The 22,023-nt window shown below is 61.2% G+C and carries 18 protein-coding genes; 15 read left to right on the top strand and 3 right to left on the bottom strand.

Annotated features, from left to right (window positions below):
* Window positions 1-52: 52 nt before the first annotated feature.
* Window positions 53-1,006: a class I SAM-dependent methyltransferase gene (locus ACO07N_RS12675; protein ID WP_421981361.1), complete on the top strand. Its 954-nt coding sequence runs from the start codon at window positions 53-55 to the stop codon at window positions 1,004-1,006.
* 6 nt (window positions 1,007-1,012) lie between these two features.
* Here ACO07N_RS12675 and ACO07N_RS12670 read toward each other — a convergent pair whose 3' ends face one another.
* Together ACO07N_RS12670 and ACO07N_RS12665 are read right to left on the bottom strand one after the other, a co-directional pair.
* Window positions 1,013-4,195 (bottom strand): efflux RND transporter permease subunit, encoded by a 3,183-nt coding sequence (locus ACO07N_RS12670; protein ID WP_421981360.1) that lies wholly within the window; start codon window positions 4,193-4,195, stop codon window positions 1,013-1,015.
* Entirely contained in the window at window positions 4,192-5,391 is a 1,200-nt protein-coding gene (locus ACO07N_RS12665) for an efflux RND transporter periplasmic adaptor subunit (RefSeq protein WP_421981359.1), read from the bottom strand. The genes ACO07N_RS12670 and ACO07N_RS12665 overlap by 4 nt, the downstream gene beginning before the upstream one ends.
* 155 nt (window positions 5,392-5,546) lie before the next feature.
* Between ACO07N_RS12665 and ACO07N_RS12660 the strand changes: the two genes are divergently transcribed.
* The 11 genes from ACO07N_RS12660 to ACO07N_RS12610 all read left to right on the top strand — a co-directional run bounded on the left by ACO07N_RS12660 (window position 5,547) and on the right by ACO07N_RS12610 (window position 16,132).
* The gene (locus ACO07N_RS12660; protein WP_421981358.1) at window positions 5,547-6,173 is read left to right on the top strand and encodes a TetR/AcrR family transcriptional regulator; all 627 of its coding nucleotides are present in this window, start codon (window positions 5,547-5,549) and stop codon (window positions 6,171-6,173) included.
* Between the two features lie 82 nt (window positions 6,174-6,255).
* Window positions 6,256-7,095 carry a TrmH family RNA methyltransferase gene (locus ACO07N_RS12655; protein ID WP_421981357.1) on the top strand — a complete coding sequence of 280 codons (840 nt, stop codon included), beginning with the start codon at window positions 6,256-6,258 and terminating at the stop codon, window positions 7,093-7,095.
* A gap of 4 nt (window positions 7,096-7,099) precedes the next feature.
* Entirely contained in the window at window positions 7,100-7,972 is an 873-nt protein-coding gene (locus tag ACO07N_RS12650; RefSeq protein ID WP_421981356.1) for an SDR family oxidoreductase, read from the top strand.
* A gap of 293 nt (window positions 7,973-8,265) precedes the next feature.
* Window positions 8,266-10,071 carry an adenylate/guanylate cyclase domain-containing protein gene (locus ACO07N_RS12645; protein ID WP_421981355.1) on the top strand — a complete coding sequence of 602 codons (1,806 nt, stop codon included), beginning with the start codon at window positions 8,266-8,268 and terminating at the stop codon, window positions 10,069-10,071.
* Window positions 10,072-10,195: 124 nt separating this feature from the next.
* Window positions 10,196-10,654: a YtoQ family protein gene (locus ACO07N_RS12640; RefSeq protein WP_420335603.1), complete on the top strand. Its 459-nt coding sequence runs from the start codon at window positions 10,196-10,198 to the stop codon at window positions 10,652-10,654.
* A gap of 370 nt (window positions 10,655-11,024) precedes the next feature.
* Complete coding sequence (locus ACO07N_RS12635; RefSeq protein ID WP_421981354.1) at window positions 11,025-11,225, top strand: cold-shock protein; 201 nt, start codon at window positions 11,025-11,027, stop codon at window positions 11,223-11,225.
* A 64-nt stretch (window positions 11,226-11,289) separates the two neighbouring features.
* The gene (locus ACO07N_RS12630; RefSeq protein ID WP_421981353.1) at window positions 11,290-12,597 is read left to right on the top strand and encodes a tetratricopeptide repeat protein; all 1,308 of its coding nucleotides are present in this window, start codon (window positions 11,290-11,292) and stop codon (window positions 12,595-12,597) included.
* Between the two features lie 111 nt (window positions 12,598-12,708).
* Window positions 12,709-13,965, top strand: coding sequence for a TCR/Tet family MFS transporter (locus ACO07N_RS12625; protein WP_421981352.1), 1,257 nt, complete (start codon window positions 12,709-12,711; stop codon window positions 13,963-13,965).
* 14 nt (window positions 13,966-13,979) lie between these two features.
* The gene (locus tag ACO07N_RS12620; RefSeq protein WP_421981351.1) at window positions 13,980-14,648 is read left to right on the top strand and encodes an alpha/beta hydrolase; all 669 of its coding nucleotides are present in this window, start codon (window positions 13,980-13,982) and stop codon (window positions 14,646-14,648) included.
* A gap of 110 nt (window positions 14,649-14,758) precedes the next feature.
* Window positions 14,759-15,373 (top strand): hypothetical protein, encoded by a 615-nt coding sequence (locus tag ACO07N_RS12615; protein ID WP_421981350.1) that lies wholly within the window; start codon window positions 14,759-14,761, stop codon window positions 15,371-15,373.
* Window positions 15,374-15,820: 447 nt separating this feature from the next.
* The gene (locus tag ACO07N_RS12610) at window positions 15,821-16,132 is read left to right on the top strand and encodes an NIPSNAP family protein (protein WP_421981349.1); all 312 of its coding nucleotides are present in this window, start codon (window positions 15,821-15,823) and stop codon (window positions 16,130-16,132) included.
* Window positions 16,133-16,213: 81 nt separating this feature from the next.
* Here the strand turns inward: ACO07N_RS12610 and ACO07N_RS12605 are convergent, their stop codons facing one another.
* Entirely contained in the window at window positions 16,214-17,263 is a 1,050-nt protein-coding gene (locus ACO07N_RS12605) for a M42 family metallopeptidase (RefSeq protein WP_421981348.1), read from the bottom strand.
* A 330-nt stretch (window positions 17,264-17,593) separates the two neighbouring features.
* On the opposite strand from ACO07N_RS12605, the gene ACO07N_RS12600 reads away from it, so the two are divergent.
* The 3 genes from ACO07N_RS12600 (at window position 17,594) to lepA (ending at window position 21,872) form a co-directional block, all read left to right on the top strand.
* Window positions 17,594-18,679, top strand: a complete 1,086-nt coding sequence (locus ACO07N_RS12600; RefSeq protein ID WP_421981347.1) for a patatin-like phospholipase family protein — start codon at window positions 17,594-17,596, stop codon at window positions 18,677-18,679.
* Between the two features lie 138 nt (window positions 18,680-18,817).
* Complete coding sequence (gene mepA, locus ACO07N_RS12595) at window positions 18,818-19,834, top strand: penicillin-insensitive murein endopeptidase (protein ID WP_421984421.1); 1,017 nt, start codon at window positions 18,818-18,820, stop codon at window positions 19,832-19,834.
* Between the two features lie 232 nt (window positions 19,835-20,066).
* Window positions 20,067-21,872, top strand: a complete 1,806-nt coding sequence (gene lepA, locus ACO07N_RS12590) for a translation elongation factor 4 (protein WP_421981346.1) — start codon at window positions 20,067-20,069, stop codon at window positions 21,870-21,872.
* Window positions 21,873-22,023: the final 151 nt, after the last annotated feature.

The following is a 22,023-nucleotide window of genomic DNA, read 5'->3' as shown; positions in this document are numbered from 1 at the left end:
CCCGGAGGACTATGCGGAAACGGACAAACCCGAATTCCAGCGAGATACCGTCTTGGCGAAGCAGATTGACGCCGCAGCCTTTGCCCCCAATGGCAGCCCTCCCGAACAATCCTGGCCGGTGATCCTGGAAACCAGGGGCTGGAAGGATTATCGCCTGCTCGACATGGGCGCGGGCGAAAAGCTCGAGCGCTACGGCCGTTTCACCATCGTCCGGCCGGAGCCCCAGGCGATGGGAACGCGCAAACTCAAGGACAGTGTCTGGAACCGCGCGGACGCGGTCTTCTCCGGCGATACGGAGGAGGAAGGTCCGGGACGCTGGAAGTTTTCCGGCAACGTGCCTGAAACCTGGCCGATGTCATATGGCCCGGTCCGATACAACGGCCGTTTCATGTCGTTCCGGCACGTCGGTGTCTTTCCGGAACAGGCCGCGCACTGGGACTGGGTCAACGGCAAGGTACGCGCCGAGCGGGAGCGCGCTCCTGACAAGCCGCTGAAGATCCTGAACCTGTTCGGCTACACGGGCCTGGCGTCACTTCTGCCGGCCACCGAGGGCGCTCAGGTGACCCATGTGGATGCCTCCAAGAAGGCCATCGGTTATGCACGCGAGAACCAGGCGCTCTCCGGACTGGAAGATCTCCCGATCCGGTGGATCTGCGAGGACGCGGCGAAATTCGTCGCCCGGGAAGTGCGCCGCGGCAACTCCTATGACGGCATCATTCTGGATCCGCCAAAATACGGGCGCGGCCCCAAGGGGGAAGTCTGGGATCTCTACACCAGCCTGCCGGGCATGCTCAGTGACCTGCGCCAGTTGCTGACCAAAGACTCGCTCTTCATGATCCTGACGGCCTATGCGATCCGCTCCAGTTTTCTGTCCATCCACGAGCTGATGGCGGAGACGCTCGCCGACCAGGGCGGGCTCCTGGAATCGGGTGAACTCGTCATCGGCGAGGAAGGCGGCGACCGGGCGCTTTCAACCTCCCTCTTTTCCAGGTGGAGCAGCCGCTGAGCGCGGCTACTCCGCCGCGATCGCCGACCGGTAATTGTCATTCGACCATGTTTCGTCGGACTTGACGGCCTCCTCGTCCGCGGCGGGCTGCGCTGCGGTCGTTTTGCCTGGCTTGCGCCGGCGGGCGTACACCATCGCGAACATGGGCGGGGCGAAGTAGAACGAAATCACCGTCGACAGCAGGACGCCGCCTGCGATCGACATTGCAAAGGGCGGCCAGAAGCCGCCTCCGCCGAGGATCAGCGGCAGAAAGCCTCCGAACGTCGTCAGCGTTGTGGACACGATATGGCGGCTCGAGCCCATGACCACGTCGACCATTGCAGCCTGGTCGCCATTCGCCGCGGCCTCGTTCTGCTGCATGCCCGTGAGGATGATGATGGCTGCGTTGATCGAGACTCCGATCGACCCGATCACGCCGATGATCGCGTTGATCCCGAACGGGTACTGAAACACCGCAAGCGCAAAGATACTCAAACCCGCGGACAGACCGGCGACGGCGAGCGTCACGGCTGCAAGACGGAACGAATTGAAGGTCAGGACGATCGCCGCGATGGAGAGGGGCACGATCAGACCGAGGGAACCGATGAGGTTCTTCAGCGTGTCGTCCCTCGCGTCTGAATCTCCACCGGTTTCCATGCGATAGCCGTCGGGCAGAACGTATCCGGCACGTTCCAGTTCCGACTGGAGTTTTTTCAGGGCTTCTTCCGGCAGGACGCCATACTGGACGAAGGCCTGGACCGTGTTGGTGCGTTCGCCGTTGCGGCGGTTGATCTGCCCCTCGGAGGGCTCCACCCGCAAGTCGGCGATTGCGGACAGGGGCACCCCGTCGTAACCGGCCGTCCCGGGTACACCGCTGCCCGGCAGGAGCGGCAGGCTGGCGATGCGCGCGAGATCACCCCGCTTCGCATCTCCCACGCGCACGCGCACCGGCAGTTCTTCCGTGCCCTCGATGAGGCTGCCCCCGGTCGCGCCCTCCAGTGTCGCTTCAAGCTGCCGTGCGACATCTGCGAGCCCGAGACCCAGAAGGCGGGCCTTGTCCTCATCGACCGACAGTTTCAGCTTCGGCGATCCGCCATCCAGCGTCGTGCGCACGACGGTCACCTCCTCGACGCGCGCCGCCAGGCGGCGCAGGATGTCCCCCTGCTCGCGCAGAACCTCCAGCGACGGACCGACGAGGCGCAACTCGACCGGTGCGTCCACGGGCGGGCCCTGAACCAGATCCCGCACAAGTATCCGCGCATTCGGAAACTGCGCGGACAGGTCCGCCTGGAGATCCGGGACAAGACGGGTGGTCGCGTCTTCCGACACGGTCGTGACAAGCGCCTGGGCGAAGGCCGGGGCCTGATCCCGGTTGCCGACAATGTTGTAGTAGAAGGCCGGGGCGCTTTTCCCGACGACCCAGGTGATCTGCTCAACGCCCTGCGTCCCGGCAAGCACCTGGTCGATTTCACGGGCGGTCGACATGGTCTGCGAAATTGCCGTTCCGTCCGCAAGCTCGACCTCGACATGAAACTGGTTCCGGTCGACTCCCGGGAAGAACTGCGCGGTGAGCGTCGGCATGCTCATGAAGCCGATCACCGGCAACACCAGCGCGAACGCGACAGAGCTCGCCGGATTGCGCATCGCCATCTTCAGCGAGAACCGGAACGGGACCGACAGGAGCCGTGCCGGCGAAAATCCGGAGCGGCGTGCTTCGGTTGACTGCGCGGGCAGCACCCAGCCCGCAATCGCGGCCGTCAGCGTCACGGCGACGACAAACGACCACAGCAGCATGATGATCACGGCAATCGCGATTGCGCCGACAAAGTCTCCCGCCGGTCCCGGCAGCAGCACCATCGGCATGAAGGACAGCGCCGTCGTGACCGTTGACGCCAGCAACGGGGCGAACAGACGGCGGACCGCATTTCCGACCGCCTCGCGCCGGCTCAGCCCGCGTTGCAGCGCCTGCCCGATCTCGTCGGTCATGACGATCCCGGCATCCACCAGCAACCCGAGCGCAACGATCAGGCCCGTCAGGGACATCTGGTGAAGCGGCAGGCCGATCATGCTCATCGTGGCGAAGGACGCGAGCGTGACCACAGGCAGCACCATGGCGACGATCAAGGCCGACCGGAACCCCATGGTTACCAGCAGAACCGCAACAACGAGACCCATGCCGATCGCGATGTTGAGGCCGACATTGGACAGGCGATCGATGGTGTAGAGGCTTTGATCGAACACCAGCTGGTGTTCGATCGAATACGGCATGTCCGCTTCGAACCCGGCAATCTCACCACGTACACGCTCCATCCAGGCGTCGACCTGGAGGCCGTCGGCAATTTTTGCGGCAACGAGGATCGCGGGCCGTCCGCCCGAAAAGGCGCGCTCCTCGACGGGTTCCCGTTTGCCCTTGCCGACCGTCGCAATATCGCCGACACGGGTCACGATACCCGTCTGGCTCGTCGTCACCGGGACTTGGCGGATCCTGTCCAGCGCGGTGATTTCGCCTTCCACCTCGATCAGGAATTCGCGCTCGGAGGCACGCAGGCGGCCAGCGCGCACCTTTGCGTCCGCGGATCTAATCGCAGTCGATACCTGTTCAACCGTCAGCGAAAGGGATGCCAGGAGTGCCGGATCGATCCTGACCAGGATTTCCTCTTCCACCTCACCGAAGATCTCGACGGATTTTGTTCCGGGCACATTTCGCAGGACGTCGGACAACCCTTCGGCATAGCGCAGGAGGACCGCATCCGACACGCTGTCATGCCGCGGGACAAGGGCGCTGATCGAGGCGAACGCGCCCGCGCCTTCCGTGCTGAATTCCGGTTCCAGGACGCCTTGGGGAAATTCACGGGTAGCGTCGCCGATCTTGTCGCGGATCTCCGACCAGACCTGTTCGATCACATCGTCCTGCAGGGTGTCGAGGAGTTCGATCTGAATGATGGATATGGAGGAAGAAGACGTCGATTCGATCACGTCTATCTCTTCGATCTCACGCAGTTCCTCTTCCACCTTTTCCGTCACCAGCGCTTCGACGCGCGCCGGGTCAGCACCGGGATAGACGGTGGTCACGGTTGCGAAGAGATTGGTGATCGTCGGGTCTTCCTGCCGGCCGATCCCGACCAGGGCGGACAGTCCGGCGGCAATGATGACGAGGATCGTGAGGGCGACCAGGCGCGGTTGCCTGAAGAACATCGTGTACATGCTCATGCCCCCTCACCGCTCAGGCCGACCTCTTGACCGACGACAACCCGGTGCACGCCCTCCGCAACGATGTTCGTGTCGCCCGAAATCGTGCCGCGCACGAAGGATCGCGTCGCATCGGCATGGAGCACCTCGACGGCTTCCCGCCGGATTTCAAACGTGTCTTCGCCGGTGTCGGTGCGGATTTCGACCACCGCCAGCAGTGTCCAAAGGCCGCGCGGCCCTTCTTTCAGGGCAGCGGTGGGCACCCAGTAACCTTCGGTCTCGATCCGCTCTGTGAGCGACAGTTCGGCGAGGCGGCCGAATTGCGGCGCGGCACCTGCGCCATCGAGTTCAAACAGGGTTTCGATCGTGCGCGTGCTGGTCTGAAGATCCGGACGCAGACCGGACAACCTTGCCTTGAACTGCCGGTCGGATATGCGGATCTGAAACGTGCCATTGCGATCGAGACGGTCGACAACTTCCGGCGCCAGTCCGATGCGCACCGTCGGTTTTGCCACTTCCAGCAGGCGAAGCACGGGCGCGCCGGGCGCAACGGTTGCCCCCTCATCCAGCAATCTCTCCCCGACCGATCCGTCGAAGGGAGCCGTCAATACGGATTTGTCGAGACTGATATCGATGGCCTCGATCGCCGCATCGATCTGATCCAGCGTGGCATCGAGCCGCGACAGGGCAAGGCGGGCTTCATCCAGGATCTGGTCGCTGACATGACCGCCGTCGCGCAGTTTCTGCCGGCGTTCCAGCGTCAGGGCGGCCAGCTCCCGGTCGCTCTCCGCCGCCTTGCGGTTCGCGGTCTGGCGCCTTTTTTCGGCTTCCAGCGTGCGCGTGTCCAGAACCGCGACCACCTCGCCCTTTCTGACAGGATCACCCTCATCGAACTCTATGGAGAGGATCGTGCCGGACAGTTCAAACCCGAGATCGGTCCGCCGGGCCGGTTCCAGGCGGCCGACAAAACTTCTGGTCACCTCGTATCCGGCCTGATGCTCGGGTTTGACAGGGCGCACCTCGACGAGCGGCGCCGCCTCCACGGCAGGTTTTTCCGCGGCGCGCATCTGGATCGTGGTAACGCCGATCATCACGGCTGCCGCCGCGATGCCGATATTGATCGAGAACGTCGTCAGGCTGACGAGCCTGCGGCCCAGTCTTTTCAGAAATCCATTGCCGGTCTTGCCCGTATCAGAAACAGAACTCTCGCTCGACATTGCTGTGTCCTCATCTTCCGTTTGACGGCAACCGCTCAAAGCCCGCATGAAACCTGAATGTGAACGGCTCTAACTATGTTATTGTTGCTAACATATGTTAGAAGAACTAACTTCGACAAGAGATTCGACGGAAAAAATTTCAGAAACGGCGAAAAATGGCCGAGAGCAAAATCAAGAAAAAGCGCGCCTATCATCACGGCGACCTGCGCGGACAGCTACTTTCAGCAGCCAGAAACCTGCTCGAGGAACACGGGCCCGACGGGTTTTCCATGTCCGATGCCTGCCGTCTTGCGGGGGTCAGCACCGCAGCCCCCTACCGCCACTTTGCGAACAAGCAGGACCTGTTGCTTGAGGTCGCCAAGGACGGACTCCAGAGGCTCGGGGCCGAAATGGAGGAAAATGCATCGAAGTACGACAGAGGCACGGTGCCGTCGATTTCGGCCATCGGGCGCGTCTATGTCGATTTCGCGATCCGGGAACCGCATACCTTCCGTCTGATGTTCAGCACACGCTCGCATTCAGGACGCATCGAGGAACTGCGGGAGGTCGGCCGCGCCTCATATGGCGTGCTCCTGCGTGAAGTCGCACGCTACCTGGGTGAACAGGACATCAATGAAACCGTCACTCGCGCAGCCTTTCCCCTGTGGACACAGGTGCACGGTCTTTCCTTTCTGGCAATCGACGGCAAACTGGAAGTCACGGCCTTTCCGGTCGACATCGACGAGTCCATTCTGATTGCGACGGAACGGCTGCTGCCGCCCGCGGCCGACGCCAAGGCTTGACCGGACCCCGCCTTGCGCCTAATCCAGCGCGCAGGATCATCATTTCAAAACGCGGCTCATCCGATGGCCGCCGGAGCGGGGCATGTCCCAGACAGGCAGAGACAAACGTCAGGGCGCGGTGAAACAGATCACCAGCCATGCCAACCCGATCGTCAAGGAGATCAAGGGACTGGTCGCCCAGCGCAAGCACCGCAGTCAATCCGGACTGTTCGTCGCCGAAGGGCTGAAACTTGCGACCGACGCGCTGGAAGCCGGCTGGGAGGTGCGTTATCTCGCTCTCGGTCCGGAAGCCAGGGAAAACCCGGTCGCCCAGAAGGCAGCCGCGACGGCGAAGGCCCGTGGCGCGCTCATCCTGGAAGTTTCGACAGCCGTGATGTCCGCCATGACGCGCAAGGACAACCCGCAGATGGTTGTCGGCGTCTACGAACAGAAAATCCTTGATGCGAAGGATATCGACCCGTCCGGGAGCACGCTCTGGGTCGCGCTCGACCGGGTCCGGGACCCCGGAAACCTCGGCACGATCATCCGCACCGTGGACGCCATCGGCGGCAGCGGTGTCATGCTGGTCGGCGATTGCACGGACCCCTTTGCGGTTGAAACCGTGCGCGCGACGATGGGGTCGCTGTTCCATGTTCCGCTGGCCAGAATGAGCAAGGACGCGTTCAAGTCCCTTGCCGGAACCTGGCCCGGAACGGTTGCGGCAACCCACCTGAAAGGGTCCGTGGACTACCGCACGCCCGAATACGTGGAACCGGTGCTTCTGGTCATGGGCAACGAACAAAAGGGGCTGGAAGACGACATGGCCGCCGCCTGTCCGACCCTGATCAGAATTCCGCAGGCCGGCCAGGCAGACAGCCTCAATCTGGCGGTCGCGACCGGCGTCGCCCTTTATGAAATCCGCCGCAAACATCTGGAGCTCTGAAGTCATGCGTCTTTTCGTCTTCGGCGTCGGTTTTTCGTCCAGGGCCTTCATCAAGGAATGCCGTGACCGGTTTGACTGGATCGGCGGAACCACGCGTTCGGAAGAAAAAGCACAAGCGCTGAAGGACATGGGCGTTGCACCTTTCCTCTTCAACGGCGAAGACCAGGGAGACGGCATCGCCGAGGCGCTCCAAACGGCGACACACGTGCTCGTTTCCATCGCGCCGAACGAGACGGGCGATCCCGTGCTCAACCTGCATGGCGATGACATCGCCGCAGGCAGACCAGGCTGGCTCGGATATCTGTCGACCGTCGGTGTCTACGGCAATCACGACGGCGCCTGGGTGGATGAAGACACACCCTGCCGGCCGGTTTCCAAACGGTCGGTGCAGCGGGTTGGCGCCGAGACCGCGTGGCTCGATTTTTCCGCACAGCATGGCGTCCCGGTTCAGATCTTCCGGCTCTCCGGGATCTACGGCCCCGGCAGGAACACGTTCGAGAATTTCCGAAAGGGCAGGGCCCGGCGTCTCGTGAAACCCGGCCAGGTCTTCAACCGTATTCACGTGGCCGATATTGCGGGTGCCCTGAAACTTGCGATCGAAAGGCCCGAAACACGGATCTACAACATCACCGACGACGAGCCGGCGCCGCCGCAGGATGTCGTCACCTATGCCGCGGAGCTGCTCGGCGTGACGCCGCCACCTGAAATCCCCTTCGAGACCGCGGACCTGACGCCCATGGCACGGTCCTTTTACGGCGAGAACAAGCGCGTTTCGAACGCGCGGATCAAAACCGAACTGGGATACACTTTCCGCTATCCCAACTACAGGGTCGCCTTGAAAGACCTGCTGACAACCCTCCAGGTGACGGACCCATAAATGAGACTGAAATGGCATGCGAAATGGCGAAATCCCGTCAGGAAGGGTGTGCGGAGCGGGCTTCCTGCCCGGTCAAGCACGCTGACGCCACGGGGTGAAGCCATTTCCATGTCCTTCGGATTTGACCGGCTTGCTCCTCCTCTGCGTTGCGAAAAGCTTGAAAATGAGGAACATTTCCTGCGCTTCCGCGCCTTGACGAGGAGCAAGCCGCCTCAAACCATTCCGGCCTCATTTATGAGTCCATCACCTATGATGCGCTGAAGCGCTCGCAGCCCCCCTGGTGGTTCACCCCGATGCGAATAGCATGGAAGATCTTTGGAATATCGCTGATCGTTTTCGTGATCATGGCAACAGCCGCCACCTATTCGATTTACAAAATATACGAGATCAACAAAGAGCTTCAGCTGATCTCGACCGTGTTTTCACCGCTCCGGCAAGAAGCCGCGCAGATCGAGGTCATCGCGCTTCAGGAAGAACTCGAGCTGGAACGGGTTGAAAAGCTGGAAGCGGAGCTGCGCGCCGATCGGCTGGAAGCGCTCAGTTACGGCAAAAGCGAGGCGGAGATCGATGCCGCGGTCGCGCAGAACCCGGAGCTTGTTGCCCGCATACGTCAATTGGAGGAACGGCTCGAAACCGGTCTGGCGCTGTTTGACGCCAGCGCGAACAAGGTGGAAGAGCTTCTCCGGTCCGCGGAAAACCGTGTCCGGGACGCTCAGGACGAAGCCTCGTCGCTGCAAGACAAACTGGAGCTTGCGGCCCTTTATCCGACCCTGATCGCGATCGAGACCCAGCACAGCAGTTTTCACGGTCACGCGCTCAATCTCGTCAAGTCCACCGATCTGCCACCCGCGACGCGGGAAAGCCTTGAAGAACAGCTGGAGAGTGAAGAGCAAAAGCTCATCGAGAGACTGAACTCCTTGAGAGCACACGTCAGCGCGTTCACGGATCTGTCGATTGCAACGGCGGCGCTGCACGAACAGCAGGCGCTCTACGCCAGCATTGCGGCGACGGCAACGGCCGGGCTGCTTGCCCTGCTCCTGTCCTCTCTGGTGATCTCCGGAATACTCAGACCCATGCGCGCCCTTTCCTCGGGTGCGAAGCGCGTGGAAGAAGGCGATTTCGAGATCGAGCTTAAACCGCTTTCCAGGGACGAGATCGGCTCCCTGACACGCAGCTTCAACACGATGGTCGACGGGTTGCGCAGCACCCAGAGGATCAAGGACACGTTCGGACAATATCTCGACCCGCGGGTTGTCTCGGGTCTGATCGCCGATCAGTCGGATGCAACGGCGGGCCAGAAGAAGGTGGTCTCGGTCTATTTCTCGGACCTTGCCGATTTCACCACGATCTCCGAGCAATTCACGCCCGCAGGCCTCGTCCGCGTGCTCAACCGCTACCTCGACCTGATGTCGTCGGAGATCACCGCGCGGGAAGGCGTCATCGACAAATATATCGGCGACGCGATCATGGCCTACTGGGCGCAGCCTTTCTCCGATGACGGCAACCAGGCCGCGCTTGCGGTGGAGAGCGCCCTGACGAATGTTCACCTCATGAAGCAGTTCCAGCAGGAACTTCCGGAACTCACCGGCCTGCAGAAAAACCTGCCTGTCCTACGTCAGAGGATCGGCATTGCCACCGGAGAAGCGGTAATCGGGTCGATCGGGTCGGCCAAGACCAAGAACTATACCATCATGGGCGACACGGTGAATCTCGGTGCGCGTCTCGAGGCTGCGAACAAGATCTACGGGACGCAGATCCTTGTCTGCCAGAGAACGCGGGACACCGCGGCCGGTATCGAGTTCAGGGCGATCGACAAGATCCAGGTGAAAGGCAAGACGGAACCGACCAGAATTTATGCGCCGCTCGCCCACACGGGCAAGATGACCGATGCCCTCAGGCAAATGCAGATCGATTCCGAAACCGCACTTCAAGCCTTTACTGACGCGAACTGGCCAGAGGCACGGGCCGGGTTCGAAAAGATACTTGCCGCACATCCTCACGATGGGATCGCGGCCGTTTTCCTGAATCGGCTCGACCTGATATCAACCCAGGGAGCGCCAGCAGACTGGGACGGTGTCTGGCACCTGAATACGAAATAGCGACCCAAAGACGGGATAGACGGTTTCAGGCGCATATGGCGGTGGTACTTGACGCCGCAGCATCGGCAACCCAGCTTTGGTGCAAAGCTGTCAGCCGGCTTGCCGCAACACAAAGGAAAGACACATGAGCAATTGGCGCGTTTACCTGTCAGGTGAAATTCACACGGACTGGCGCGAGCGGATCATCGAAGGCGTCAAGGCCCTCGACCTGCCGGTCGAATTTTCCGCACCGGTCACCGATCACGGCGCCAGCGACGATTGCGGCGCCCATATACTCGGCGATGAGGACAAGAAATTCTGGTACGATCACAAGGGAGCCAAGGTGAATGCCATCCGCACCCGTACGCTGATCGAAAAGGCCGACATCGTGGTCGTGCGCTTCGGCGACAAGTACAAACAATGGAACGCCGCCTTCGATGCCGGTTACGCCTCGGCGCTCGGCAAATCTCTGATCGTCGTCCACGACCCGTCGCTCACCCATCCGCTCAAGGAGGTCGACGGCGCGGCCCTGGCGGTCGCTGAAACATCCGAACAGGTCGCCGAGATCCTGAAATATGTCATTCTGGGGCAGCTGGATCGCTGACCCTGTCCGCAACGCGCGCCCGCAGGCAGCCGCGCGCACGTTGATGATGAAGTTCCAGCGCGCGGGCATCGCCTTGCCCGCGACCAGGCTGCGCTCATTCGGCCCCATCTTGAAATTAACAAATTTCTTACCATAATAAGTGACACTAAGCTTTCCCGCGCCACTTAGCCGGGAAAGTAGAACCCTTCATAAAATGAACTGCGCACAAGACTGCGGCAGCGAAGAGTAGCTGCGCGGAAGAGCGTTTATTTTTGGAGGAAAACTGAGGAGTACTTCAGCCACCTTTGAAACAGTGTCATCAAGACGTCGAAAAGCCGGGATATGAACACCGCGTGTATGTCTAGATGCGTAAATTTGGAAAGCAAGCTCCATGCAACATGGAAACGTGAGATGGTTCGATCAGCGCCGCGGTGTCGGTACGATCCAACCCGAAGACGGCGAGGATATTCTCGTCGAGATTTCAGCCCTGCACCGGTCGGGCATCGACACCTTGAAGGAAGGCCAGCTCGTGGCGTTCGATCTCGAGTGGCGCCGCGGTCAGATGGTAGCTGAAGATCTGAAAGTCCTGTAAGCTCACCTTACGGATCTTTCCGACAGCAAGGGCGGTTCGACCGCCCTTTTTTATTGGGGGACACATGCAAACTGACGAAAGGCTGCAGGAGGGTATCGCAGCGCATCGCAACGGCGACCTTGCGACGGCGCAAGACATCTACCTCGAAATCCTGGGCAAGAACCCGGAAGACCCGGACGGTTTGCACTTTCTCGGCCTGCTTCACTTCGATGCCGGGCGCGCTGACAGCGCAATCGAGTTGATCCAGAGATCTCTCGAAATCAATGGAAGCAACACATCGGCCCTGAACAATCTGGGCAACATCCTGAAGCTCACCGGCGAACCGAAAGGTGCGCTTGCTGCCTATGTTCAGGCCGTTGAATACGAACCCCGGCACCCGGAAGCCTGGAAGAACATCAACGTGCTGCTGCGCAACACCGGCGACTATCAAGGGCTTTTGACCATCATGTCGGAGATCGTGCGGCTGGATCCCGAAAACCCCGAAGCATGGCACACATACGGTCTTGCCAATATGTTCCTGGGGCGCAGCGAAGAGGCAACCGACGCTTTCAACAAGTCGCTTGAAATTGACACGCCAACATCCCCGAATGCCGTCTGGCGCGCCCGCATTCTTGCCGCCGAAGGCCGTGAGGACCTCGCGCTGAAACACCTTGAGCGGATCGTCGACGCCGACCCGAACAACAAAGCGGCGCAGTATCATCTTGCAGCCGTGCGCGGAGACGAGCTGGAAGGCGCTCCGAAAGACTATGTTACAGGACACTTCGACAAGTTTGCCGCGAGCTTCGACGAAGTTCTGGAAAAACTGGGATATCGAGCACCGGACCTGGTTGCCGAAGATGTCGTCGCCCTGGCGGAGAAGGAGACCGCCAAGTTCCAGGACGTGGTCGATCTGGGCTGTGGAACAGGGCTTTGCGGTCCGCTGATCCGCGACCACTGTGTGAAGCTGACCGGTGTCGACCTGTCCAAGGGGATGATGCAAAAAGCAGCCGAGCTGGAGGTCTACGACTTTCTGGTGGAGGGCGAGCTTGTCTCGTTCCTGAGCGATGACCTGCCAACCCGGTTCGACCTTGCCGTCTGCGTTGATACGCTGTGCTACATCGGCAATCTCCAGCCTTTCATGGAGGCCCTGGCCAAGGCGCTCAAGCCTGGAGGACGGCTGATCGCAAGTGTCGAACACCTGGAAGACGGCAGCGCGCGGGGTTTTCGCGTCGACAGCTCGGGGCGCTACGCGCATACGCCGGACTACATCCGGAAATGTGCCGAAAGCGCATCCCTCATTTACGCACAGGACCGAAAGGACGTCCTGCGCCGGGAACTCGGCAAGGACGTGCAGGGCCTGATTTTCCAGGTGATGGCGCCGCAGCCATCCTGAGCGCAGGCAAGCGAGGGACTGGCGGGACTGGCCAGAAGCGAACCATCGTGGTTTTGTGTCAACTCCGGCCCGTTTGCGGCCACAACCATTGCGACCTGCCAGGAAAATGCCTTGCCGTCCAATCCGCCAAATCGCGGTGCACTCGGGTTCATCCTTGTCACGCTGATCATCAACTCCATGGGCATCGGACTGATGATGCCGGTCATGCCGTCCCTGCTGACGGAACTGACCCAGCTGCCGGTGAGCGAAGCGGCGCGATGGGGCGGCGCCCTGAGCGTCATCTATGCGTTGATGCAGTTCGTGTTCGGACCGACACTCGGAAATCTGTCCGACCGCTTCGGCCGCCGCCCGGTCCTTCTGGTGTCCATGTTCACGATGGCGGTCGACTATCTGGTCATGGCCCTGTCGTGGAACCTGCTGGTGCTCTTCATCGGCCGCACGATCTCCGGCGTCGCCGGCGCTACATTTTCAGCAGCCTCCGCCTACATAGCCGATGTCTCATCGAAGAAAGACCGGGCCAAAAACTTCGGCCTTGTGGGGGCCGGGTTCGGTGTCGGGTTCGTGCTTGGCCCGATGATCGGCGGCTTCCTCGGGGAATATGGCCCTCGAGCGCCCTTTTTTGCGGCAGCGGCGCTGTCCTTCGTCAACTTCCTCTTCGGTTATTTCATACTGCCTGAAACGCTCAAGCAGGAGAACCGCCGCCCATTCGACTGGAAACGGGCAAACCCGCTCGGTGCATTGAAGCAGATCGCCAAGTTTCCCGCCGTGCGCACGCTGCTCCTGGCTCTCTTCCTTTTTGATATCGGCCATTATGTCTATCCCGCGATCTGGAGCTTCTTCACGCAAGAAAAATTTGCCTGGACGCCAGCCGATATCGGCTTGTCGCTCGCGCTTGTCGGCGTCGGTTTCGCGATCGCCCAAGGCTATCTGATCCGCGTCATCGAACCGAAGTTCGGGTCCGGCCGCACGCTCTTCATCGGATTGAGCGCAAACCTCGTGGCCATGACAGGCCTTGCGTTCGCCGAGAGCGGCTGGATGGCCTACGCGATGATCGTTTTCGCCTCGCTCGGCGCTCTGGCGACACCCGCCTTCACGGGTCTTATGTCAAATCGCATACCGGACAACGCGCAAGGTGAATTGCAGGGCCTGATTTCAGCCGTGGCCGGCCTGTCCATGGTCATCAGCCCGTTTGTCATGACGCAGACCTTTGCCTATTTTTCCGCGCCCGGCGCGCCGGTCTATTTTCCCGGTGCGCCCTTTGCACTCGCCTGGCTGCTGATTCTGGCTGCGATGCTGATCGCGCTGCCGTTCCTTAAGCTCGGAAACACGCTTTCCGACAGTGCCGAGCCCGGTAACCGAACCCCGTAACGGAGCATCAAAGCATGACGGACGCCCCTGTTCTTGATGGCCCCAGGCTTCTTCCCGATGACGGCGTTCCGGTGCGCCGGCTTGTGGTGCTGCTGCACGGATATGGCGCCGACGGCAACGACCTGATCGATCTTGGCCGCTTCTGGCAGGCCCTGCTTCCGGACGCGGCTTTCATCGCACCGCACGCGCCTGAACCCCTGCCGTTTGCCGGGTTCGGCGGACGCCAGTGGTTCGCCCTGAGCGAACGCACGCCGGCAGAATACCGGATCGGCGCGGAAGCAGGCCGGCCGGTTCTTGACCGGTTCCTGGACACGGTGCTGGAAGAGCTCGCCCTGAAAGACGACGCTCTCGCGCTATTCGGCTTTAGCCAGGGCGCCATGATGGCGCTTCAATGCGGCCTCAGGCGAAACCGGCCACCGGCCGCGCTTCTCGCCTATTCCGGCCTGCTCCCGGGAGCCGACCGGCTGCAAGAGGTTCAGACGGAGAGCCCGGTTCTCATCGTTCACGGCGAGGACGACGATGTCGTTCCCAGCTACCATGCAGGTGTGACCCGCGACGCCCTGTCAGACGCCGGTGTCGAAACGGACCTCCATGAACTGCCCGGGCTCGGCCATTCCATCGACGACAGGGGCGTGACGCTGGGCGGACGATTTCTTCAGGACGCCTTTTCCGGAAGGCCGTGACACGCCGGACTGCAAGCCGTTCCAGGGTTAACGGCATGTTTACTTGATTAAGTGAATATTAATGGAACTCCGCCTGCCCAGAACGGTCAGGTGAACCCGGGACCATGCCCATGCAAATCACAGTCGAAACCACGACACAGAGTGCAAGCCTGTTTTCCGCCTCCTTTTCGAGCAACGGTCCGGAAGGATCCAGACCCGGCCCGAAAGGCAACGCATACGGGCACGAAATCGGCCAGCGTAACGGCCACAACAAGGCCTCCCCGGCTTCCGCTCTCGAAGCCGCCAGCAAGAAGGCTGAGGAAGACGCGGTCGTGATCGCAGCGCTGCAGCAGGCGGTGGAAAAGGGCAAGGGCGAGGACGACGAAGAAAGCCGCGAGCGTGCTTTGGCAAAGGTCGAAGATTATCAGAAAACGGCCGGAAAACTGCAGGCAGCACTCGGTGAAGAAGACAGCGGCGTGTCGGCATCCGTTGCCTATGAAAGCGCATCGATTTCAACGACCACAATCGAAGCCGAGATCGGCGGAGAAACGATATCCGCGCAGTTCGTCTCCTACGAGCGGGTTTCCTACGACAGCGAAACGGGTCTTTCGGTCCGCTCGGCCAGCGCGGCCACGATCGAGGGAGACTTCGGTGACAGCTCGTTCAGCTATCTGAGCGCATCGGTCAGCGAACTTTATGCCGGAACCGGCGAACAGGTTTCCAACCTGGCCAACCGGCTCGCCTGAACGACCTGATGCCGGCGGACGCACCGCCGTGCAAAGTCCATCGGCCCCGTCCCTGAGGCGGGGTTTTGCTTTTGATGCGCGATGAAGCTGGCCAGTCGAACTCCGTCAAAAGACTTGTCATTCCGGCTGAAGCGCAGTGAAAGGCCGGAGACCAGTAAACACTTGTGTCACCGTCTTCTTCAAAACTCCAGCGTCACCGGGTACTGGGTCCCGGTCTTGCCGCTCACGCGGCAAACCGGGAAGACAAATCCAGGACGCGTTCTGCATTCCGACCTGGTCACAAGCGGAAACAATCCTGAATTGACCGGTGATAATCGATCCGGTTCTCCAATCCGGGTAGCAATGCCTCTGCGCCTACTTTTTTGAACCGCGCCATTCCCGAAGAATCTGTTATCGACGGCGTCGACCCATACTCGATGAGAGTGCGGCCACGGGAGAAAAGCGCATATGATCACCTGTTACATCAAATACGAGATTAATCCGGCCAAGACGGCGGAATTCGAAGAATATGCCCGCATGTGGATCCCGCTCGTGGAAAAGTTCGGCGGCACGCACCACGGCTACTATCTGCCGCATGAAGGTCCGAACGATCTCGCGGTCTGCCTGTTTTCATATCCGTCCCTGGCGGCTTATGAAACCTATCGCGCGCTAAGCATGGAAGACGAGGCATGCCGGAAGGCGATCGCCTTTGCGGAGGAAACGGACTGCATCCGCCGCTATGACCGGCACTTTCTGCGGCCCGTGACGGCTGACAGCTGACGCCTTAGCGTTGACGCCCGCGCGCGCCAGCCGCCTCAAATCCTCAGATCATCAGGTCATGGGGCTCGCCCGGTGACCGCATCAGCTCTTGGCTTTTTTCAGATAGGCGACGAGCACATCCAGCGCCGCCTGAAGGTCCGACTTGTGGATCATCTCGGTGACCGTGTGAATGTAGCGTGTCCCGACCACGATGCCGACGGCCTTGGCGCCCGCGGCAGCCTGCTGGGCCGCTGCGCCGTCCTGGCCACCAGCCGCGAGCATGGTGCGCTGGAACGGGATCTTTTCCTTCTGCGCCAGCGCCTCGAATTCCTTCACGAGGTCCCGATCCGCGATGAAACTGCTGTCTTTGACATGAAGGCCGAAGCCGTTGCCCTGGACGGTGGTGCGGTCCTGTTCGGGCACTCCCGGCGTGTCGCATGCAAGGGTCGTGTCGACGCCGAGACCGATATCCGGCTTGATGGCGAAGGACGAGGTCCGCGCGCCGCGCAGTCCGACTTCCTCCTGGCAGGTGAACGCGACATGGATTTCGCATTCGTGCCTGGCCTTGCCGAGACCCTTGACGGCCTCGATCCCGAGCCAGCAGGCTATTCGGTTGTCGAGCGCCTTCGAGACGACCTTCTCGCCGATTTCGATCAGCGGCTCGTCCATCGTCACCATGTCGCCGACATTGACCACATCCTTGGCCTTTTCACCCAGACCCAGATCGACCACAAAGTCCTTGGGCTCTGGAATTTTCTTGCGTTCTTCCGGGGACGAGATGTGGATCGGCTTGCCGCCCGGATTCATGACCCCCTTGAAGTCGCCGTCATCGGTGGAGACAAGAACGCGGCGCGAGAACAGGTTCCGCGCGTCAAAGCCGCCGACCGGCTGGACGTGCAGAAAACCCTTGTCGGTGACATGGGAGACCAGAAAACCGATCTCGTCCATGTGGCACAGCAGCATGACCTTTTTCGGGGCGCCTTTCCTGGGAGCCTTGCGGCTGTCACGCCGGCACAGAAGCGATCCCATCGGGTCGACCGTGACCTCGTCGAAAAGCCCCTTGATCTCATCCTGGATAAGCGCGCGCACGCGGTGCTCGTGGCCCGGCACTCCCGGAGTTTCGCAAAGTCGGCGCAGTAGATCGATATTCATGGGACGTCCTGTTGGGGGTATTGGCAATCGGCGCGATCCGGAGTTCGGACCTATTAATCGGAGCGATCCTAGTCCGAAATCAACCTCCGGATAAAGGGTCGCCAGTGTGTATTGCGGGTTGTATCTGTGGCAAATCGGGAAATTCAGCAGAATTCCAACTATTCGCTTAACCTGTTGCTCTCCAAATTTGTCATTTGAAGCCTATCTTTAAAAAATTGCCATTGCAGTGTCGCAATTGGTCGCAAACATTTAATCAACGATCACATAAGCGTATGATGCCGGTTTGCGAACAGGCGCTGCCCTACGAATTTGACCACCCCGGGACTGACCATGACCCAGAAAAAGCGTTTCATCCTTTCGATTGACGGCGGCGGTGTCCGCGGCCTTATTCCCCTGCGCGTGCTTGAATCGCTCGAGGCCCGTTTGGGTCAGCGCGGGGTCAACAAACCCTTTCACCAGATGTTCGACCTGATGGCCGGCACGTCGACCGGCGGCCTGATCACAGCCGGACTGAGTGCACCGCGGCCGGGCGGCAAGGCAGGCGAAGCGGCCGCCACGATCGACGAGTTGCGTGCGTTCTACGAACGCGAAGCCAGGGATATCTTCACCAACTCCATCAGCGCGCGCTTCGCGCGTGCCGTCACAAATCCGCTTGGCCTGTTCGACGAAACCTATGACGCGCGTCCGCTGGAGAAGCTGCTCAAGGAGCGTTTCGGCTGGACCTCCATGGCAAGCGCGCTGACCAAGCTTGTGCTGACCGCCTATGACATCGAGCAGCGCAAGGCCGTCTTCATGACGAACGGGCTGGAGGAAAATGGCGGCCGGCCCGACGACTATTATTTCTGGCAGGCCGTGCGGGCAACGACTGCAGCGCCTTCCTATTTCGAACCGGCGCGCGTTGAAAACCTGAGCCGTAAACGCGAAGAGGCCCTGGTCGACGGGGGCGTGTTCATGAAGGATCCCGCGATCGCAGCCTATCTTGAGACACGCAAGCTCGGCTGGGAGGACGACGAGATTGTCATTCTTTCCCTCGGCACCGGCCGCGCCTCGGAAAGGCCATTTCCCTATTCTGAGGCCATCGGCTGGGGAGCCCTCGGCTGGATGCAGCCGTCAAAGGGTGTCCCGATCCTGTCCATCTTCTCCGACGGACAATCGCAGACCGCCGAGTATCAGGCGGAGCACCTGTTCGGCCTGATGGACAACGTCACCTATCACCGTCTCGATACCGCGCTGGAACCGGAAGCCGAGGACATGGACAACGCCCGCCCGGGCAACATCATCCTGCTTAATGGTGCGGCAGACCGGATCATTCGGGACAACACCGTCCTTCTCGACGAGTTGGCCGATCTGTTGAAAGCGCAGGTGGAAACCGCGGAAACAGATGCGCAGGGGTCCGATCTGGTGCATGCTGCCTGAACACGCGGACCGCCGCGGATAATCTTCCGCAAGACGGCCCGCCGGGAACATGCACGAGGCGCTGACGTGAGCAAGTCCCAACCAGCAAAACGGGTGTCCTGCAAGCTACCCCTTGCCGGTCTCGGCCTCCTTTTGGGTCTGAGTGCAGCCGGACCGGCACCTGCAAACCCGGTGCCCGTTCCCGCAGGCAAACCGGAACGGAGCGCCGCCGAAATCACCCAGCCGAGCGTCACCACCGTTGCAGGCGTGCCGGTACCGGTGAGGAAACGCGATGTCCCGGAAGGATATGTCGCCGAGACGCCTAAACTCGTGCTGCGTTCGCAATTGCCGGCGAAGGATTATTTCGGCGCTGCAGACGGCCCCGCGCCGCTGAAAGCACGCGCGATCGGATCCTACGCAAAAGGCTGCCTTGCGGGCGGTGCCTCGCTTCCCGCGAACGGGCCGACCTGGCAGGTGATGAAGCTTTCAAGGAACCGAGCATGGGGTCATCCCGACCTGATCGATTATCTGAAGGATCTTGCGGCGGATGCTCCCAAAGTGGGCTGGAACGGTCTGCTCGTCGGTGATCTGGCGCAGCCGCGCGGCGGGCCGATGCTGTTCGGCCACTCCAGCCACCAGATCGGACTTGATGCCGACATCTGGCTCAGGGAAATGCCCAACCGGCGCCTCACGGCAGAAGAGCGCGAGGAAATTCCGTTCATCTCGATGCTCAAGGGGCCGCTTGACGTCAAGGGTGCCGACCGCAGCGTCGACCCGGCCAAGTGGACGGACACGCATGCGCGGCTGATCCGCCGGGCAGCGTCGGACGCACGTGTTGCGCGTATCTTCGTCAATCCGACCATCAAGAAGGCGCTCTGCGAATTCGAAAAGAGCAGGGACCGCGCCTGGCTCCGGAAGGTCCGGCCGTGGTGGGGCCATCACTATCATTTTCATGTCCGGCTTTCCTGCCCGTCAGGAAGTGCCGGCTGCAAGAACCAGGACCCGCCGCCGCCCGGCGACGGCTGCGGCTCGCACCTGGCCTACTGGCTCTCCGATGAACCTTGGGTGCCGAAGAACCCGCCCAAGGCGGGCGAGAAACCCAAGGTGGTCAAGAAACGCCCCATGGCGCTTGCGGCGCTTCCAAAGGACTGCAGGACGGTTCTGACGGCGAACTGACCGCGTTGCCGCCCCTCCTGTCGCGCTCCGGCCGCCGAGTACGACCGGCTGGCAGGCCTCGCTTTCTCGCGTTCCCGATCCGCAACACGCCACGCCAATCGGCGCTTTGTCTTCGACGCCGGGCACCTTGCAGTCGGTTCATTCCAAAAAGTTGAAAAAAAGCAACGGATTTCCGGCCTTCGCGCTCGCATTTTTCTGGTCGAAAGCAAATTGCGGTGGTAAACGGGCGGCCATGACGACGAAGACGCTTTCCAACATCCGAAATTTCTCCATCGTTGCCCACATCGATCACGGCAAATCGACCCTGGCCGACCGCCTGATCCAGATGACGGGAACGATGACCGATCGCGAAATGACCGATCAGGTTCTCGATTCAATGGATATCGAGCGCGAGCGCGGCATCACGATCAAGGCGCAGACCGTCCGGCTCATCTACAATGCCAAGGACGGCCAGCAATACACGCTGAACCTGATCGATACGCCGGGCCACGTGGATTTCGCCTACGAGGTGTCCCGTTCGCTCGCCGCCTGCGAAGGTTCGCTGCTCGTCGTCGATGCGTCGCAGGGCGTGGAGGCGCAGACGCTTGCCAACGTCTACCAGGCGATCGACAACGACCACGAGATCGTCACCGTCCTGAACAAGATCGACCTTCCCGCCGCCGAGCCGGACCGGATCAAGGAACAGATCGAGGATGTCATCGGTATCGATGCGTCGGATGCCTGCATGATCTCCGCCAAGACCGGGCTTGGCGTCGAAGACGTCCTGGAAGCGATCGTCCAGAAGCTGCCCGCCCCGGAAGGCGATCCGGATGACACGCTGAAGGCCATGCTGGTCGACAGCTGGTACGACACCTATCTCGGCGTGATGGTTCTTGTGCGCGTGATCAACGGCACCCTCAAGAAGGGCCAGAAGATCAAGATGATGGGCACCGGCGCGTCCTATGACGTCGACCGGGTCGGCGTCATGACGCCGAAATTCATCCAGGTGGACGAGTTGCGGTCGGGCGAAATCGGCGTCATCACCGGTTCGATCAAGGAAGTGGCCGACACCAGGGTCGGCGATACCATCACGCTGGACAAGAAACCGTGCACCGAGCCGCTGCCGGGCTTCAAGCCGGCCCAGCCGGTCGTGTTCTGCGGCCTGTTCCCGGTCGATGCCAACGATTTCGAAGACCTGCGTGCGGCGATGGGCAAGCTGCGCCTCAACGATGCAAGCTTCTCCTTCGAGATGGAAACGTCGGCGGCGCTCGGCTTCGGCTTCCGCTGCGGCTTTCTCGGCCTGCTGCACCTGGAGATCATTCAGGAGCGGCTGTCGCGCGAATTCAATCTGGACCTGATTGCAACGGCCCCGTCCGTTGTCTACCAGATGACGCTGACCGACGGCTCCGATGTCGAGCTGCACAACCCGGCCGACATGCCGGATGTCGTCAAGATTTCGGAAATCCGCGAACCGTGGATCCGGGCAACCATCATGACGCCGGACGAGTATCTGGGCGCGATCCTGAAACTGTGCCAGGAACGGCGCGGCATCCAGGTGGACCTGTCCTATGTCGGGAGCCGTGCCATGGTTTCCTACGACCTGCCGCTCAACGAAGTCGTCTTCGATTTCTACGACCGGCTGAAGTCGGTCTCCAAGGGCTATGCCTCGTTCGACTACCAGATTTCCGACTACCGGGCGGGCGATCTCGTCAAGATGTCGATCCTGGTCAACGAAGAACCGGTCGATGCGCTGTCCGTGCTGGTGCACCGCAGCCAGGCGGAGCGGCGCGGCCGCGCCATGTGCGAAAAGCTGAAGGACCTGATCCCGCGGCACATGTTCAAGATCCCGATCCAGGCCGCCCTCGGTGGACGCGTCATCGCCCGCGAGACGATCGCCGCACTGCGCAAGGACGTGACCGCGAAATGCTACGGCGGCGACGCCACCCGCAAGCGCAAGCTTCTGGAAAAGCAGAAGGCGGGCAAGAAGAAGATGCGCCAGTTCGGCAAGGTCGAAATCCCCCAGGAAGCCTTCATCCAGGCCCTCAAGATGGACGAGTGAACAGGGGCGAGGCTCCGGTACGCGCGCGCAGCTTGTCCAGCTCCGGTCATGGCCGGACCTGATCCGAGCCGGATGGAACCGGAACGGCATGGATGCCATGGGCAGGCCCTGGCATGACGGCAGGTACCGGCAAACCAGTTCCCCAGGCGTC

The sequence above is a fragment of the Roseibium sp. genome, from assembly GCF_965229775.1.
GTDB lineage: Bacteria > Pseudomonadota > Alphaproteobacteria > Rhizobiales > Stappiaceae > Roseibium.
Note: the sequence above shows the minus strand (reverse complement) of the source record. Positions and strands in the feature narration are given on the sequence as shown.

Bases quoted from the DNA above. Each gene is read 5' to 3' on its own strand.
- ACO07N_RS12650 (WP_421981356.1), top strand. From the start codon at position 7,100: ATGCGTCTTTTCGTCTTCGGCGTCGGTTTTTCGTCCAGGGCCTTCATC.
- ACO07N_RS12600 (WP_421981347.1), top strand. From the start codon at position 17,594: ATGACCCAGAAAAAGCGTTTCATCCTTTCGATTGACGGCGGCGGTGTC.
- ACO07N_RS12660 (WP_421981358.1), top strand. From the start codon at position 5,547: ATGGCCGAGAGCAAAATCAAGAAAAAGCGCGCCTATCATCACGGCGAC.
- ACO07N_RS12620 (WP_421981351.1), top strand. From the start codon at position 13,980: ATGACGGACGCCCCTGTTCTTGATGGCCCCAGGCTTCTTCCCGATGAC.
- ACO07N_RS12670 (WP_421981360.1), bottom strand. From the start codon at position 4,195: ATGAGCATGTACACGATGTTCTTCAGGCAACCGCGCCTGGTCGCCCTC.
- ACO07N_RS12635 (WP_421981354.1), top strand. From the start codon at position 11,025: ATGCAACATGGAAACGTGAGATGGTTCGATCAGCGCCGCGGTGTCGGT.
- lepA (WP_421981346.1), top strand. From the start codon at position 20,067: ATGACGACGAAGACGCTTTCCAACATCCGAAATTTCTCCATCGTTGCC.
- ACO07N_RS12640 (WP_420335603.1), top strand. From the start codon at position 10,196: ATGAGCAATTGGCGCGTTTACCTGTCAGGTGAAATTCACACGGACTGG.
- ACO07N_RS12655 (WP_421981357.1), top strand. From the start codon at position 6,256: ATGTCCCAGACAGGCAGAGACAAACGTCAGGGCGCGGTGAAACAGATC.
- ACO07N_RS12605 (WP_421981348.1), bottom strand. From the start codon at position 17,263: ATGAATATCGATCTACTGCGCCGACTTTGCGAAACTCCGGGAGTGCCG.
- ACO07N_RS12615 (WP_421981350.1), top strand. From the start codon at position 14,759: ATGCAAATCACAGTCGAAACCACGACACAGAGTGCAAGCCTGTTTTCC.
- ACO07N_RS12665 (WP_421981359.1), bottom strand. From the start codon at position 5,391: ATGTCGAGCGAGAGTTCTGTTTCTGATACGGGCAAGACCGGCAATGGA.
- ACO07N_RS12630 (WP_421981353.1), top strand. From the start codon at position 11,290: ATGCAAACTGACGAAAGGCTGCAGGAGGGTATCGCAGCGCATCGCAAC.
- ACO07N_RS12610 (WP_421981349.1), top strand. From the start codon at position 15,821: ATGATCACCTGTTACATCAAATACGAGATTAATCCGGCCAAGACGGCG.
- ACO07N_RS12645 (WP_421981355.1), top strand. From the start codon at position 8,266: ATGCGAATAGCATGGAAGATCTTTGGAATATCGCTGATCGTTTTCGTG.